Below are 18,910 nucleotides of genomic sequence, written 5' to 3'. Positions count from 1 at the left end.
AAAATATGAAGTTAAACATATGGTTGAAGTTTATCATTTTAATGACCTTAATAGTACTCCCTTATCGACAGGTGGAAGCACAGGAAACGGTACAGTTTAATGAGAAGAAAATACAGAAGCATATAGAAGAACAAATATCTCAAGCGGGTATTCCTGGACTTTCAGTAGTAATTGTAAAAGGAAATGAAACGATTTATAAGAAGAATTATGGCTATGCCGATACAAACAAAAAACGTCAAGTTACGAATGAGACGCTTTTCGAGCTAGGTTCTACTTCAAAAGCTTTTACGGCATTAGCTGTATTGCAGCTAGAAAAAGAAGGGAAAATTAAACTTAGTGATTCTTTAACTAAATATGTTTCATGGTTTGAAATGGAGTATAAAGGCAAACCTTATGAAATTACACTTTATGACTTATTACACCATACTAGTGGAATACCGGAAAAGGCCATTGGATATATTCCTATAACCAATGGCAAAGATTCTATTGAGAAAACGATTAGGAATGTTATGCCAATAGGACTAAACCGAGAGCCGGGTAGCAGTTTTGAATATTCTACGGTTAACTACGATCTATTAGGCTTAGTAATCGAGAAGGCAACTAATCAATCATTTGAAAGATATGTTCAAGATCATGTGCTATCAAAGTTGGATCTATTGAGTACATACGCTGGACGTGAGATGGCCCCATTAGATAACATGGCCCAAGGTTACAAGCGTAATTTCTTACAATCATTACCCTATGACGCTCCTAATTATAGGGGGAATACACCGGCTGGATATTTTATTTCAAATATAAATGATATGGAAAGATGGTTAAAATTACAGCTTGGGGTTGAAAAGCCTAGGATGTTTCCGGAGGAATTGATTAACGATTCTCATAAAGCGAATAGAAAGGTTGCCCCAGATAGCAATGGAGCCTCATATGCAGCTGGATGGGAGGTCTATCAAAGTGGTGGAGGGGAAATTTCACATGGTGGAAGTAACCCAAATTATTCATCGTATATTGGTTTCCGTGATGAGGAACAGATAGGGGTCGTAGTATTAGCAAATCTGAATAGTAATTACACTTACTATATCGGTAGCAGTCTTTTAAATATGATGATAGATAAAGAAGTTAAACCGTTACTCTATGATGAATATAAGAAAACGGATCAAATAGGAACAGCCTTATTTGTGATCTCATCTTTGTGTTTACTAACGTTATTGGTCATGTTATTTCATTTAATCAGGGAGATTATTTTTAGAAAAAGAAAGTTTATATTACCAACGGGAAAAACATGGTTACATATGGTATTAGTTGTTGCGATATATGGGCTAATGATTTATGCACTTTATCAACTACCAAATCTCTTGTTTGGAGGGCTTCCGTGGGCATTTATAAAAGTTTGGGCTCCTTCAACTGTTGTACTTGCAATATATGCAATTGCTGGGGTGGGTTTGTCCTATGTTATCCATACATTCTTAAATCTTTGTTTTCCAAGACAAAAGGGAAAGTCGCTTTTGACTTTAATTGTTTTGGGATTAATATCAGGATTTGGTAATGCCTTTCTCATTTTTGTGATTAATGAAACGTTTGTTAGATCAAATAATTTGGAAAATGGCTTGTTGTTTTACTTTGTACTTGGAATCGTTATGTATGTCTTTTCACAACGTATTATTAGAACTAGCATTGTATCGTATACAAACGAGCTAGTTTATGAAAAAAGGATGGAATTAACAGATAAGTTGTTACAGACTCCTTATTACAAATTGGAGTTGATTGAGAAGGGCCGAATAGAGGCGACATTAAATAACGATACGGAAGTTATCTCTCGTTCTCTCAATCTATTAGTTACTGCTGGAACAAGTTTATTAACGTTACTATTTTGTTTTCTCTATCTTGGTGTAATGAATATGTATGCCTTTTTACTATCCTTGTGTATCATCTTTATTACTGCAGGGGTATATTCTTTGATCGGACGACAAGCAGATAAAGTTTGGAATGAAACAAGAGATATTCAGAATGTATATTTTCGTTTGATTGGTGATCTAAGACATGGTTTCAAAGAGCTTAGGCTTCATACTGGAAAACGAAACGATTTTCGAGAAGTTATGAATGAAAGCTGTAATAACTATCGTGTTAAACGAACGATAGGAGATATTAAATTTGCAAATGTGTTTGTTCTGGGAGAACTATTATTCATTTTTGTTATTGGTATTGTAGTTTTCGTATTTCCAGAAATTTTTGTTAATATGCCGAAAGAGACGATAAGTAACTATGTAATCGTTTTTCTGTATATGACAGGTCCAGTTAATGAAATACTGGGCGGTATCCCTCAGCTCGTAAATGTACGTATTTCTTGGCAACGTATTCAACAAATGGTGAAGAGTGTAGATCATATAAAGGCAAATGAGCAAATCGCGACAACAAAAGAGTACTTAGATGTGCCAATTTGTTTGCAGCTACAAAATGTAAGTTATAAGTATAAGAATAAAGATGGAGATTTTACTGGTTTTGGTATTGGTCCAATAGACATGGAGTTTAATTCTGGAGAAATAGTCTTTATTGCTGGTGGTAATGGGAGTGGAAAATCTACTTTATCAAAACTGATTACTGGGTTATATGAACCTAATGAAGGTAACATTTTATTAAATGGAAAAGAAATAGCTCCAGAGGAATTGAATCAATACTATTCAGCTATCCTGAGTGATTTTCATGTTTTTGATAGGCTATATGGAATTAATACAGAAGGAATGAAAGCAGAAATCGATCATTATTTAGAACTTCTCCAACTGAGTGACAAGGTTGGCATTGAGAATGGGCGCTTTACTACTACGCAACTATCAACTGGACAAAAGAAAAGGTTGGCATTGCTGGTTACGTATTTGGAAGATCGACCTATACTTTTATTTGATGAATGGGCAGCAGATCAAGATCCTGGTTATAGACGCTTCTTTTATGAAGAATTGTTACCTCAAATGCGAGCGAAGGGTAAATGTATTATTGCTATTACTCACGACGATCAATATTTTCATTTGGCAGATAAGCTTATAGTGATGGAGATGGGAACTGTGAAAATGAAGAAAACAAAGGAGGCATTATCATGAGTAAGGAAATTAAATGTGTTGTTTGGGACTTAGATTGTACAATTTGGGATGGTGTTTTATTAGAGAGTGGTACAGTTACTTTAAAACCTGGAATTTATGAAATTATATGTGAATTAGATCGACGTGGAATACTGCAATCAGTTGCTAGTAAAAATAACTACGAAGATGCAATAGCTAAATTACGGGAATTTGGAATAGAAGAGTATTTTTTATATCCGGAGATTCATTGGAACTCTAAATCTAGTTCCATTGAGAAAATTAGAAAAAATTTAAACATAGGTATTGATACTTTTGCGTTCATTGATGACCAACCGTTTGAATTAGAAGAAGTACAGAGTGTTCATAATGATATTCTGTGTATACATGTAAATGAATATAAGTCGTTATTAGACTTGCCACGACTACAACCAAAAAGAATTACAGAAGATTCACGTCGTCGAAGACTGATGTATTTAGAAAATCTTAAGAGAACGAAGGATGAAGAAGAATATGAAGGCCCAAAAGAAGAATTTTTAGCTTCACTTGGGATGAATTTTGTGATTAGTGAGGCTCGTGAGGAAGATTTGCAGCGTGCAGAGGAGTTAACAGTACGTACGAATCAATTAAATTCGACTGGTATTACCTATGATTATGATGAATTAAACTATTATCGTAATCATCCAGATTATTTATTATTAGTTTGTGAGTTATCAGACAAATATGGCTCCTATGGGAAGATTGGTTTAACACTTGTAAAAAAGACGGAGGAAGCCGACTGTCTAAAACTTCTTCTCATGTCTTGTCGTGTAATGTCCCGTGGCGTTGGTACTATACTCCTCACATATCTAATGGAAAGGACAAAACAGGCAGGTAAACGCTTTTTGGCTGAGTTTCGACAGACTGACCGTAACCGTATGATGTTTGTTACGTACCGATTAGCTGGATTTAAGGAAACTAGCAACGAAAATGGAATATTAATTTTAGAACATAATCTTGAGAATATAAATCCTTATCCTCACTATATTAATATACAATTTCCGGAAACACCAACGGATGTGGATAGAGGGGAAGTGGAAATATGCAACAAACAATTGTAAAGCATTCTCTTACGCATCCACAAAAAAGAGTTTGGTATAATGAACAAATTTATCCAAACACATCTATGTATAACATCGGAGGGATGGTTCTTATTAATGGGGAAATTAATTTTACAATTTTAGAAAAAGCAATTCAATTATTCATTAAGAAAAATGATGGTTTACGTCTACGGATTTTTCAACAACATAGAGAACCCCACCAATATATATCACCATTTGAACCTACATCAATACGTTTAATTGATTTTTCTAATCATCATAATCCAAGTTTAGAAGCTAGAAAATGGGCCCAGGATGAATTTCAAAAACAAATTCCACTTGAAGGAGGCCCTCTGTTTGAATTTGTGCTCTTGAAAATAAGTGATGTAGAAAGCTCCTATTTTGTTAAGTTTCATCATATTATAGCTGATGGTTGGACAATCCAACTTATGACGAGTCAAATTATCGATTTTTACTCTAAGTTAAAGAATGATGAGCATATAAATGATACGGTTGAATCTACTTATCTGTCTTATTTACAAGCAGAGGAGAAATATCTGGAATCCCCTCGATACGTAAAAAATAAGAATTATTGGAATGAGAAATTTATGAATCTGCCAGATTTCTTTTTATCAAAAACATCTCATTCTCTAGAAGGGAAACGAAAGATATTTTTAATTGAAAAAGAAAAATCGGTTGCTCTACAGTCTTTTATACAAAAACATAGAATATCTATGAATACATTATTTTCAACCTTTATGCTTATTTATATTCATAAAATGTATGATCAATCAGACATAATCATTGGATCTCCTGTACTAAATCGTTCCGGTGTACTAGAAAAGAAAATAGTAGGTATGTTTACTAGCACAATGCCGTTACGGTTAAATGTTGATGGAGATGAGAGTGTTCTATCTTTCATTAAAAGAGTAAATCATGAAATAAAACAATGTCTATTTCACCAGCGTTATCCTTATAACTTATTGGTAAAAGACTTGCAATTGACTAGTAAAGGATACGATGGTTTATTTCAATATAGTGTGAATTACTATAATACAAAACTTAAAAATACTATTGATGGATTTTCTTTAGAAAACGTGGAGTTTTACAGTGGTTACCAAGCCTATTCATTGCAGTTAGTTATTAAGGAATGGGCAGATGAAGGTTTAGAAATTCAATATGATTATAAAGTCGCGGATTTTGAAGAAGATCAAATCAATTGTATGCATGAGAGGTTTTTAGCTTTAATAGAACAAGTTTTACGTAATGAAGATCAATCGATAAAAGAATTATCTTTGTTATCGGATGATGAGCAAAAGTTTATGTTAGAGAAATTTAACAATACAGCTGTTGTGTATCCGAAAGAAAAAACTATTCAAGAATTATTTGAAGAACAAGTAAAACAGACACCAGAAAAAATAGCAATTCAACATGCTGATAGATCAATGACTTATCTTGAATTAAATAAGAAATCTAATCAGTTAGCAAGAAAGTTACGAGAAAAAGGAGTCAAAAATGGTCAAGTCGTGGGTATACTAGCTAAACATTCACTTGAGATAGTAATTGCAATTTGGGGAGTTATTAAGGCTGGAGGTACATATTTGCCTATAGATCCTTCCTACCCAGAGGACCGAATTCGTTATATTTTGAATGATAGCGGCACAACATTACTTTTAACTGACTATACAAATGAGGGTAATTTAGAATATTTAGGTGAGAAAATTAATATATGTGATCAGAAACTTTATGAAGGAGATAATGCCAATCTAACCCTAGTAACTGCACCAAATGATCCAATATATATAATTTATACCTCTGGAACCACGGGGAATCCTAAAGGAACTGTAATCACTCAACGTGGATTGGTTAACTATATTTCCTGGGCTAAAAAGAACTATATTAGTAGTGAGAATGATGTTTTTGCATTATATTCATCCGTTTCTTTTGATTTAACAGTAACTTCAATATTCACTCCTTTAATAAGTGGTTTATTGTTAGTAATATATCATGATAATGAAGATGAGTTTATTTTGTCAAAAATACTCAAGGAAAATGTAGTAACAGTGTTGAAAGTTACGCCTTCACATTTAGCATTGTTAAATAACTATTCACCCCCAAGAGTTTCATCTCTTCGCAGATTGATTGTGGGTGGAGAGGATTTGAAAACCTCAGTAGCCGAAAAGATATATGATCTTTTTAGCGGTAAAGTTGAAATAATTAATGAATATGGACCAACTGAAACTGTGGTTGGATGTATGATTCATCGTTATGATCCAGATCTAGATCGAAGAGCATCCGTACCAATTGGTACACCAGCTGATAATGTTCAAATATATTTATTAGATAAGAATCTTCAGCCGGTTCCTATTGGTGTAAAAGGAGAAATTTATATATCGGGTGATGGGGTAGCTAAAGGTTATTTAAATCGTCCGGATTTAACAGCGCAACGTTTTTTATCCAATCCATTTATTTCGAGTGAGAAGATGTATCGAAGTGGTGACTTAGCTGTCATGTTGCCAAATGGATTAATTGAGTATCAAGGACGGATGGATTCTCAAGTGAAAGTTAAAGGATATCGTATTGAAATAGGGGAAGTTGAGAATGCACTGTTACAACACAAGTCTGTTAAAGATGTAGTAGTGGTGAATTGGCAAGGTGAGGATAATTCAAATCATCTAGTTGCTTACATTGTTTTGAAAGACAGTGTTCAAAATATAGAAATACGCAGTTTTATTTCGCATATGCTACCAAGTTATATGATTCCTTCATTTTTTATCTATATGGATCAGCTACCGCTTACTATCAATGGAAAGGTAGATCGTCAAGCGTTGCCAGATCCGATGTTAAATAACGGTTCTAATCATACTCATTTAGAAGAAGTAGATGAAGATGTTACTGGAATGGTTAGTGAAGTTCTCATGGAAATATTACAGACTGATAGAATCGAATTGCATAGTAATTTTTATCATTTAGGTGGAGATTCTATTAAAGCGATCCAAGTGAGCGCTAGATTACAAGAACTGGGATGGAAAGTTAGAGTTAAAGATGTACTAAATTATCCAGTTATAAGTGAATTGGCAGCAATGTTAGTTAAACAAAAAGATGTTACAGTCTCACAAACATTGGTAACAGGAAAGGTAGAGCCTACTCCTATTATGCGTTGGTTCCTTGATCAACAGTTCAAGAACCCGCATCATTGGAATCAATCGGTATTACTGTCTTTGAAGAAGCCGGTTAAAGAAGAATATGTTAATAAGATGTTAAATACGATCATGCATCATCATGATTTGTTACGGTTAAGGTATGAGGATAAGCAGGATTACTTCTATTATGACGAAGATATGTCCATTGTTGATTCTAAGGTTACCATGTTTGATTTGTCTGAAATTCCAATTGAAATGGCTTTGAATCAGGTTCATATAAAAGGTGAAGAGTTAAAAGGAAGTTTAAATTTGAATGTAGGACCATTATTTAAAGGGGCCTTATTCCAGCTTTCAAATGATCAACAGTTGTTATTATTAACTGCACACCACCTTATTGTTGATGCTGTGTCCTGGCGTATTTTAATTGAAGATGCAAACCGATGTTTGAATAGCTTGTATTTAGGAGAAGTTCCATCGCTACCATTAAAAACTAACTCTTTCCAAGATTGGTCTGAAGCTTTAAATAGTCGAGGAGTTAATTTAGTACATGCTGAATTAGATTATTGGGAATCCATAGATAACACGCTAGATAATAATTTTCAAATTAATAGAGAAAAAGAAAATAGTACTGTTGAAAGTTGTACGACTCTTACCTTTACATTGAATGCAGATGATACAAGAAAACTATTAACTACTGCAAATGTGCCTTACAATACACAACCAATGGAGTTGTTACTTGCTGTGTTGACAGAAAATTTAGGTAAATATACAAACCAAGATCAAATTAAATTTGAGTTAGAAGGTCATGGTCGAGAGGAATTATTTGAGCATCTTGATATTTCACGTACAGTAGGGTGGTTTACAACGATGTATCCTATTGTATTACAAGTTTCGCATAATATTGCTAATCAAATAAAGAGTGTTAAAGAAGAGGTTCGTAAAAGACCTAATAAGGGAATTGGATATGGAATTCTTAAAGAGAAGTTTCCTTCTTGCAAAGATTTAACTCAAAATATAATTCGTTTTAACTATTTAGGAGAGATAGATAATTCTCTCGGGGATGGATGGTTTACTATTGTTGATTATCAAAGTGGCAGTGAACAATCAAAAGATAATCATATTACTGCATTATTGGATATTGTGGCCATGGTTAAGAATAAAAGCTTAGAAATTCATGTGACATTTAGTACAAGTCATTTTCAAAAGAATTTTGTAGAAAATTTATTTTCAGATTATCTAGAACGACTACAGACATATATCCAATCCTGTTGTCAAATGCAAACAAAAGAATTTACTTCATCAGATTTTGAAACCTTAAACCTTAGTGATGAAGAAATTGATAATTTGTTTGATTAAACAACTATTTGATGAAAATTTTATTTAATAAAGGAGAAGTCACTTGAGAAAATTAATGAAAGATTTATCGCCAGGATTGAATAGTAACAAATATTTGGTTTGTGTTCCTTATGCTGGGGGCTATTCGAATTCTTTTTTACCTTTAAAGAATTATTTACCGAAAGATATAAAACTTATTTCATTTGATCCTCCAGGCCATGGTCCTAATCTTTCTCCACTAGTTGATAACATAGATGATCTTGTTAATTTATATTTAATGGAGATGCAACCAATTTTAGAGGGAGAGGTTACATTATTTGGCCATAGCATGGGAGGAATTATAGTTCACCGTATGGCTCAAATTTTAGAAAGTAAGGGCATAAATCCTAAAAATGTTATTATCTCTGCTATGAATCCACCGGAAATAAGAAGAAAAACAAATCATTTAGATGATAAAGACTTTATAGATTATATAAAGTCTTTGGGAGGATTACCAGATGAAGTATTACAACATCAGGAGCTTTTAAACTATATCCTTCCAGTTATTCGATCAGACTTTCGTGCCATTGAGAATTATATAAATGATGACACAACATTGTTGAAAGCGCCCCTATATATTATTAGTGGAACAACAGACTCTAATTATACAGTAAAAGGGGCTAAGAAGTGGGTAGAATGGGGCAATGAGGTTCATTTTCTAATAGTTAATGGTGGTCATATGTTTTTACTACATCAAGCTGACATCGTGGGCGAGTTAATTATGAAAATACTAGATAGGGTAAAATCTGTGAAGTAAAAAAATTAAGAGATGTATCTGAGTAAGAGAAAAGTGCATTTCTATGCTTTATGTGAAACTTCTATCGTTAAAGTAGCAATCTAATTGGTCGTCATTGGGAGTTTTATTACTGAGGAAGAAAACTCCCAATGACGAGTATGATTGTGCCCCCTCATGATAAAACGGATAGGTCTATGGGGAACATAACCACTAAATATGTAGTATTTAGTATCAATATCATAGAGAATGGTGGGAAGAAAAAATGCTTGATAAATTTACCCAGCAGGTTTTATTATCTAGTGAAAAATTTAAAAAAGAAAAAGAATATTGGTTAGACAAGTTATCAGGTGATGTTGAGTTAAGTAGATTTCCTTGTGATTGTCTGTCTTTAAATAATATTCAGGCTTCTAAAGAAAGTTATTATTGTCAATTCCCATCGGATATTGCGAAGAGAGCTGTAGCAATTAGCAATAATTCTGATATGTTACTGTACACTATTTTATTATCATGCGTGAAATATCTCTTAAGTAGATATACCGATAAGGATGATGTAGTAATTGGAATGCCAGTTTTTAAACAAGGTCAAGAAGAGACGGTTTTTCAAAACAACTTTTTATTATTACGTACTCAAATAAATCAAGAAGATAATTTTAAAGAAATAATATATAAAATTAAAGAAACAATTTTAGAGTCAAATGAACATTGTCATTTTCCTTTTAATAAACTTACTCAATTATTAAGTCTAGATGGAGAGAGTAATAATCTTCCCTCATTAAATACAATAGTAATGTTAGATGATATTCATTGTTATGAGAGTACAGATAAAATAAACTCTGATATGGTTATTAGGTTTATGAAAAATGAAGAACAGTTAAAGGTTCAAGTGGATTACAATTCTACTTTATATAGTGAAGGATTAGTTAGTAGAATAGTTAATCATTTATATAATATTTTAGATATATTAATGAAAGATCCAAATAAATCTGCAATGGATCTAGATGTAATGCCTAAAACAGAAAAGAATCAAATATTATTTGATTTCAATCATACGACTAGAGTTCATAAAACATTACTTTGTGAGACTGTAACAGCTCCTCAATTATTTGAAGAGCAGGTAAAACAGAATCCTAATCAAATAGCGATTGTATGTAATGGAAAAGAAATTACATATAAACAATTGAATATAAAAGCTAATCAGTTGGCGAGAAGGTTATTAGACCAGGGAGTTAAAAGAGAATCCATTGTTGGTGTGATGATGGAACGCTCTATTGAGATGATTGTAGGCATATTAGGTATCTTAAAAGCGGGTGGGGCGTATTTACCGATTGATACCGAGTTACCAAAACAAAGAGTGGAATATATGCTGACAGACAGCGGGTGTTCACATGTACTAACATATCAAAACTCTATTATAAAGGGAGTAGCATTTCAAGGTAGTGTAATAAATCTAATGGATATTCCTTTTGAAGAAGAACAATTAGAAGATTTGCAGATAACGATGGAACCTCAAAATTTGGCATATGTTATTTATACATCAGGTTCTACAGGCCAGCCCAAAGGGGTAATGATTGAACATCGTTCCTTAACTAATTTTTTGTGTGCAATGTATGAGGACTTCTCTCAAGATATAGGGATAACTGATAATGTACTATTCTCAAGTAGTATTTCTTTTGATGTTACTATATTTGAAATATTTGTCCCATTGGTATATGGAGCAAGAATGACTATTTATCAAGGTGAGAAGTTTGATGTACCAAAACTTGTACAAGTCATTCTTGAGGAACAGGTCACGTTAGCATATATTCCACCTACCTTATTAAATGAAATATATGATTATTTTGTAAGGGCGAATCAGAAGATATCGTTAAATAAACTTTTCGTGGGAGTAGAACCAATTAAAACAGAATTACTCGCAAAATACGATCATCTATTTAGGGGGAACCTCCAAATATTAAATTTATACGGACCTACAGAGGCTACAGTCTGTTGTACATCTTATGAATATGAGAGGGATAAAGAAATTACAACACAAAACGTACCAATAGGTTCGCCATTGTTAAATACTAAAATTTATATATTGGATTCATTTCACAGGCTACAACCTATAGGTGTTCCAGGAGAAATATGTATTTCTGGCATAGGGTTAGCTAGGGGATACATCAATCGAAAAGAATTAACAGCAGATAAATTTATTGATCATCCATTTGAACATGGTGAGAAATTATATAAAACAGGAGATATAGCGAGATGGCTACCTGATGGTAACATAGAATACTTGGGACGAGTTGATCATCAAGTGAAAATAAGGGGATATCGAATAGAACTAGGTGAGATAGAAGCAAGTTTGTTAAAATATGAGACAATCAAAACCGCCGTAGTAATACAGCGAGAAGATGAAAGTGGAGAAAAGTATTTATGTGCGTATGTAGTTACCGAAAAAGATATTCCTATTCCAGAGGTAAGAGCATATTTAGCAACCAAGTTACCATATTATATGATACCTCAACAAATCATATCCATTCAAAACATACCGTTAACACAAAACGGAAAAATAGATAGAAAAAAATTACCTCAACCTATTAATAATTTGAAATCTAGTCATCTAGAGCCGACAAATTCTACAGAAAGAAAATTAGTTGAGATTTGGAAAGATGTATTAGGAATACAAAGGGTAGGAATACGGGATAATTTTTTTGAGATAGGTGGTCATTCATTAAAGGCTGCTAGGCTAATTTCTATCGTTAATAAAGAATTTAATGTGCAATTATCTATTAAATCCCTATTTAAGTTTCCTGTTTTGGTTGATTTTTCAAAATGTATATTAGAAATGGAAAAAAGTAATTATATTTCCATAGAACCTGTAAAACAACAAGAATATTATTTAGCTTCTACGTCACAAAAGAGAATATTTATAGTAGATCAATTCGAAGATGGTACAAATACAACTTATAATATGCCCACAATACTTAAAGTAGAAGGGGATATTTGTAAAGATAAGTTTGAAAATATATTTCAATCTTTAATTGAGAGACATGAAATATTAAGAACTTCTTTTCAAATTTTAGATGGGGAATTAGTGCAGAAAATTGAGCCTAATGTAGATTTCAATATTGAATACGTTCATGTAAATGAAAAAGATGCGGATAATTTAATACATGAGTTTATAAGTCCATTTGATTTATCAAAACCTCCATTATTAAGGGTGTTGCTTTTAAGGATAGCAGAAGAAAGACATATCCTTGTAGTAGATATGCATCATATAATATCTGATGGTTTATCAATGGGGATATTAATAAAAGAGTTTGTAGAATTGTATAAAGGAAATGAGCTTCCAAAATTGAGAGTGCAGTACAAAGACTATGTGATGTGGCAAAATGGACCTTACTATAAGAATCTAATTAGTGAACAAAAGAATTATTGGTTAACAACTTTAAAAGGAGAACTCCCGGTTTTAAATTTTCCAACCGATTTTCAAAGACCGACTATACAAAGCTTTAAAGGTAATGTTTGTTCTTTTAATTTGGGAACAGATTTAACTTTTAAAGTAAATAAGTTAGCAACTGAAACTGGTACCACGCCATATATGATTTTATTGGCCATTTATAACATACTTTTATCTAGATACACAGGTCAAGAAGACATTATTGTAGGTTCGCCTATTGCTGGAAGGTCTCATTCTGATACTAATCATATGATTGGTATGTTTATTAATACTTTGGTAATGAGAAATTATCTAGAAAATGACGATGAGTTTATTGAGTTTTTGAGTAGATTAAAACTCAATACATTAGAAGCTTATGAAAATCAAGACTATCCTTTTGAAGAACTATTAGAAGGTTTAGACTTGCATAGGGATACAAGTAGAAATCCATTATTTGATACCATGTTTGTTTTTCAAAACATGGATATGAATCCAATATCTATTGGTGAATTAGAATTTACACCGTATCCGTTTAAGCAGTCAGTTTCAAAATTTGATTTGTCATTAGTAGCAACGGAAATAGATAATAACATTCATTTAAAAGTAGAATATAGTACTAAGTTATTTAAAGCGGAGACAATAGAAAGGTTAATGGTACATTTTACAAATATAGTTGAGGCAGTAACTAATAACCCTAGAGTACGATTGCGTAATATTAATATGTTATCTATAGAAGAAGACCATTGTATTATGAATGAATTTAACAAAAAAGAGAATTCAAATTCTAATCATTTATTAGTGCATAAAATGTTTGAAGAACAAGTAAAACGGAACCCTAATCAAATAGCCGTTGTATGTAATGAAAAAGGAATTACATATAATGAATTAAATATAAAAGCTAATCAGTTGGCGAGAAGGTTATTAGACCAAGGAGTTAAAAGAGAATCCATTGTTGGTGTGATGATGGAACGCTCCATCGAGATGGTTATAGGTATATTAGGTGTCTTAAAAGCAGGTGGGGCGTATTTACCAATTGATACCGACTTACCAAAACAAAGAGTGGAATATATGCTGACCGACAGTGGGTGTTCACATGTATTAGTACATCAAAACTCTATTATAAAGGGGATAGAATTCCAAGGTAATGTAATAGATCTAATGGATATGTCTTTTGAAGAAGAACCAGGAGAAGACATGCACATGATGATAGAACCTCACAACTTAGCGTATGTTATTTATACATCAGGTTCTACAGGACAACCTAAAGGAGTAATGATTGAACATCGATCCTTGACTAACTTTTTGTGTGCAATGTATGAAGATTTCTCTCAAGATATAGGGATAACTGATAACGTTCTATTCTCAAGTAGTATTTCTTTTGATGTTACTATTTTTGAGATATTTGTCCCATTGATATATGGCGCAAGAATGACTATTTATCAAGGTGAGAAGTTTGATGTATCAAAACTTGTACAAGTCATTCTTGAGGAACAGGTTACATTATCATATATTCCACCTACTTTATTAAATGAAATATATGATTATTTTGTTAAAGATAACCAGAAGATAGTGTTAAATAAGCTACTTGTGGGAGTAGAACCCATTAAAACAGAATTACTCGCAAAATACGATCATCTATTTAGGGGGAACCTCCAAATATTAAATGGATACGGACCTACAGAGGCTACAGTTTGTTGTACATCTTATCGATATGAGAGCAATAAAGAAATTACAACACAAAACGTACCGATAGGTTCGCCATTGTTAAATACTAAAATTTATATATTGGATTCATTTCATAGGATACAACCTATAGGTGTTCCAGGTGAAATATGTATCTCTGGCATAGGGTTAGCTAGAGGATACATCAATCGAAAAGAATTAACAGCAGATAAATTTATTGATCATCCATTTGAACGAGGTGAGAAACTATATAAAACAGGGGATATAGCAAGGTGGCTACCTGATGGTAACATTGAATACTTGGGCCGAGTCGATCATCAAGTAAAAATAAGGGGATATCGAATAGAACTAGGTGAGATAGAAGCGAGTTTGTTAAAATATGAGACAATCAAAACGGCCGTAGTAATAGATCAAGAAGATGAAGCTGGGGAAAAGTATTTATGTGCATACGTAGTTACAGAAAAAGATATTCCTATTCCAGAGGTAAGAGCATATTTGGCAACAAAGTTACCACATTATATGATACCTCAACAACTCATACCAATTCACAATATACCATTAACACAAAATGGGAAAATAGATAGAAGTAAGTTACCGAAGCTAAATACACTGGGCAATAGTAATTATGTACCACCAAGAAATGAAATAGATAGTAGTTTAATTGATATTTGGAGTAGTATATTAGGCGTAAATAGTATTGGTATAAATGATAATTTCTTTGAATTAGGTGGTCATTCTCTTAAGGGATTAAAGTTATTCGAAAATATCAAGAGAATGTTTAATGTGCAACTGCCATTAAGTTTATTATTTCAAAAGGCTACTATTGAACAATTAAGTGATGTAATAAGTAGGAATAAAAGAATAGACAGTGAGTGTTTAATTCCAATTCAAAATGGGACAAACAAGGATAGTCAATGGTTCATTATTCATGGACAAGGAGGGGGTATATTAAACTATTATGATTTGGCTAGAGAATTAGGAGAGGATAAGACTGTATATGGGTTACAATCTATAGGATATGATGATAATAGATTTCCATACTTATCTGTAGAGGAAATGGCGGTAAGATATATAGAAGAGATTAAACAAGTAAAAAAAGAAGGGCCATATACCTTATTAGGATGGTCTTTTGGAGGAATAGTTGCATTTGAAATGGCTAGAAAATTAGAAGAAATAGGTGATAAAGTTAGTTTTCTAGGTTTACTTGATGTTCATCCTATTGAACAAGGTAAGGAGATTCTTAGTTTAAATATTAACAATGCATTTGAAGAATTGGAAAAATTCAATGATCAGTTAGGGATTGAGAAAATTAGTTTTGAGCAAATGAGTGAAGAACAATTAATAGAATCTTTACTGAAAAAATTTACATTGAATGAAAATAGTTGTCAGCAAAATTTTGAAGATCCAATGATGAATAAGTTAAAAGTAATGATAGCTAATAGATATGCATACCTAAAATATAATTGTAAACAAAAAATAAAAGCAGATATCTTTCTATTTAATGCATCTATTAATGACATTCACCCACTAGTAGATTATAACAGATGGAATGAATATACATCAGGGGAAGTATATGCTTTGCAAGTGCCAGGTTCCCATCTGAGTATGTTAGAGAAACCGCATATTCATGAATTGGTAAAGAGTATAAAAATGAGTTTTAAACAAATGCTCTTATTAGCACATGTAAATAAGTGAAATGTTTTTTTAAATTGTACACTATTAATTTTGTAAAAGTCTCATAAACTCATGTGTAACATATTATGAGACTTTTTTCTTTGAGCCCATTCACTAATAAACATAAAGGGATTAGAAAATAAGTGGAAAATATGAATGTAAAATAGAATATTATCCTCTGAAAATGTTTTTTACTAATCAAAAATTAATAGGGATTATTCATTGAGAGTTTTTTATATTTATATAAGAGGTTAGGTGGGAAGGAAATAATGAATATATATAAGGTACGTGTGCCAGGAAATATAGAACATAATATTATGCAGAAACTTATGAGTTTGGTCTCAAAAGAAAAGCAGATGAAAATACAGAAATATAAAAGAAAGCCTGACCAATATAGCGCCTTAATTGGAGACATTATAATAAGATATTTAATTACTACAAATTTCTCAAAAGAAAATAAAGATATTAAATATAAATACAATGAATACGGAAAGCCTTATGTTGATGAGTTAAACAATTTTCATTTTAATATATCACATTCCGAAAATTGGGTTGTTGGAGCTATTCATGAGGAAGAAGTAGGAATAGATGTAGAAAAAGTCCGGCCCATAGATACTACAATGATTAAAAATATATTTACTGAGGAAGAATTTAATTATTTAAATTCATTAAATGTAGAACAACAATTAGATGTGTTTTATGAATTATGGACTATAAAAGAAAGCTTTGTTAAATGGATAGGGAAAGGACTAACTATACCTTTAAACTCTTTTGTTATTAAAAAAAATACAATATTTTATGGTGACATGCTATCTAATGAGGTTTATTATAAAAAGTTTACTATTGGTATAGATTATAAGCTTTCTTGTTGTGCTTCTTTAAATAGTTTTCCAGAATCAATAATTGAAATTGATTTTGTTGATTTGTGTAATTACTTTATAGAAGATAAGCATTCTTACATAGTTTAAAATGATCGGTATTTCCTTAAGGAAAGAAAATTTTCGGAAATTTAATTTTGAAAATTATAAAAGCAAAGATCTGAATAAGTAATTAAACTTGCTGGAGATGCAATCATTTTACGCTTAATAGATTACTTTGTGTATATATTAGTATGCCATTCATTGTTTGTTTACTTAGATCAATGGTTGCAATAACAATTGTTAGCGTTATAGCTGTAACAATTAAGAGGTTATCATAACTAAAAATAGCGAGCCAGTAGAAGGAGTATATCTCTTTTAAAGAGGGCTCTTTAATGACTGCAGCAGTAATTTGTATCTTAACTGACAATCCGGAAAACGATATTTTTGAATGGGTGGATTTTTTAGAAGTGGGCTATAAAAGAAACAGCCAACATTGTATGTATATTATTAGTAAAAAAGATAATTCGAGTATGAATTGACAGAAAATTGATAAAAGAATTGAGAAAGCTGAAAATTCTGTATTTTGAGTATATTTTTGGTGTTGTAGTGTGTAATATATTCAGCAGAGCTATATCATAAAAAATAGGAATATAGACTAACAATAGAATTATATGTAAGTATTTCTGAGTAAAAATAGTATTCGAGTTCATATAGGCTATATATCAACTGCTATACATTAGTTTAAAAACAAATATAGAAAAGTGTGGTAATGGATCCACATGAATTATATTTGCAATCTATTATTTTTACCTTAGCTGTTTAGTAGTTTGTATTTACATACATATGTAAATACATTTTTGTTACATGCAATTATTCAAAAGGGAGGTAATATAATAATGGCTATTCGAAAACATTTAATTACTCTTGAGGATCTTACTGATAGTGATATTAACCAAATTGTAACTCGTGGGGTAGAGTTTGCCACAGGTAAATCGCAACCTAATCAAATATTAGCGGGAAATATAATTGGGATTTACTTCCGTAAAACATCGACTAGAACTCGATCGGCATTTTCTGTTGCAGCATTAAAGATGGGTGCACAAATTGTAACGTATGGTCCAAATGATTTGCAAGAAAATACAGGGGAGTCTATAGAAGACACTACTCAAGTACTTTCGCGAATGCTGGATGCACTAGTAGCAAGAACTGCAGATAGTCAAAAGGAAATGGAAAAGCTGGCATCTCAAAGTCGTATGGCAGTCATTAATGCAATGAGTACGGAAGAACATCCAACACAAGCGCTAACAGACTTAACAACAATGAAACAAAAATTTGGTGAAATAGCTGGATTACGGGTTTTATATATGGGAGAAGGTAATAACAGTGCTGCAGCTCTAGCTCTTTCTTTATCTCGTTTTCCAGGTACGGAGTTATATCTTTTTACACCTGCTGGTTATGGAGTGTCTCCAAGTGTGCTTGAAAAATCAAAAGAATATGCACGATTATCTGGTGCTAAAGTTATTGAATGTCATGATATAAAAATGTTACCTAGTGAAGTGGATGTTGTATATACAACAAGGTGGCAAACAACAGGGACAAGCAAAATAGATCCTTTATGGAAAGATGCATTTAATCCATTTGCAGTGACAGAGAGAATTTTGACTTTATATCCGGAAGCTACTTTCATGCATGACCTCCCAGCACACCGGGGGGAAGAAGTAGCAGCAACAGTTATTGATGGACCGAAAAGTATTGTATTTACCCAGGCCGAAAACAAGCTAAATAGTGCTATGGCAGTACTTGAATGGTGCTTAGCTTATCGATACTAAAGAATCTAGCATTTATTGTCTTTCAGGTATAAGTTCTATTTGAAAT

General features: G+C 32.2%; 8 protein-coding genes. All 8 read left to right on the top strand.

From position 1 onward, the window contains the following. The first annotated feature begins 5 nt into the window (after positions 1-5). The 8 genes from NST27_RS27650 to NST27_RS27615 all read left to right on the top strand — a co-directional run bounded on the left by NST27_RS27650 (position 6) and on the right by NST27_RS27615 (position 18,864). Positions 6-3,089, top strand: a complete 3,084-nt coding sequence (locus NST27_RS27650; protein ID WP_061661910.1) for a cyclic peptide export ABC transporter — start codon at positions 6-8, stop codon at positions 3,087-3,089. After that, positions 3,086-4,165, top strand: coding sequence for an HAD-IIIC family phosphatase (locus NST27_RS27645; protein ID WP_000031544.1), 1,080 nt, complete (start codon positions 3,086-3,088; stop codon positions 4,163-4,165). Before NST27_RS27650 ends, NST27_RS27645 begins: the two co-directional genes overlap by 4 nt. Next, positions 4,147-8,643: a non-ribosomal peptide synthetase gene (locus NST27_RS27640; RefSeq protein WP_001187894.1), complete on the top strand. Its 4,497-nt coding sequence runs from the start codon at positions 4,147-4,149 to the stop codon at positions 8,641-8,643. The genes NST27_RS27645 and NST27_RS27640 overlap by 19 nt, the downstream gene beginning before the upstream one ends. A 43-nt stretch (positions 8,644-8,686) precedes the next feature. Further along, the gene (locus NST27_RS27635; RefSeq protein WP_001228848.1) at positions 8,687-9,418 is read left to right on the top strand and encodes a thioesterase II family protein; all 732 of its coding nucleotides are present in this window, start codon (positions 8,687-8,689) and stop codon (positions 9,416-9,418) included. A gap of 241 nt (positions 9,419-9,659) precedes the next feature. Then, the gene (locus NST27_RS27630; protein ID WP_098289504.1) at positions 9,660-16,196 is read left to right on the top strand and encodes an amino acid adenylation domain-containing protein; all 6,537 of its coding nucleotides are present in this window, start codon (positions 9,660-9,662) and stop codon (positions 16,194-16,196) included. Positions 16,197-16,444: 248 nt separating this feature from the next. Next, positions 16,445-17,143, top strand: coding sequence for a 4'-phosphopantetheinyl transferase family protein (locus NST27_RS27625; protein WP_001028934.1), 699 nt, complete (start codon positions 16,445-16,447; stop codon positions 17,141-17,143). 284 nt (positions 17,144-17,427) lie between these two features. Continuing rightward, positions 17,428-17,574 (top strand): hypothetical protein, encoded by a 147-nt coding sequence (locus NST27_RS27620; RefSeq protein WP_000123020.1) that lies wholly within the window; start codon positions 17,428-17,430, stop codon positions 17,572-17,574. A 357-nt stretch (positions 17,575-17,931) separates the two neighbouring features. Then, the gene (locus tag NST27_RS27615; RefSeq protein ID WP_001007708.1) at positions 17,932-18,864 is read left to right on the top strand and encodes an ornithine carbamoyltransferase; all 933 of its coding nucleotides are present in this window, start codon (positions 17,932-17,934) and stop codon (positions 18,862-18,864) included. Positions 18,865-18,910: the final 46 nt, after the last annotated feature.

The organism is Bacillus sp. FSL W8-0770 (assembly GCF_038008705.1).
Lineage (GTDB): Bacteria > Bacillota > Bacilli > Bacillales > Bacillaceae_G > Bacillus_A > Bacillus_A cereus.
This window is presented reverse-complemented; position numbering and strand designations above follow the sequence as displayed.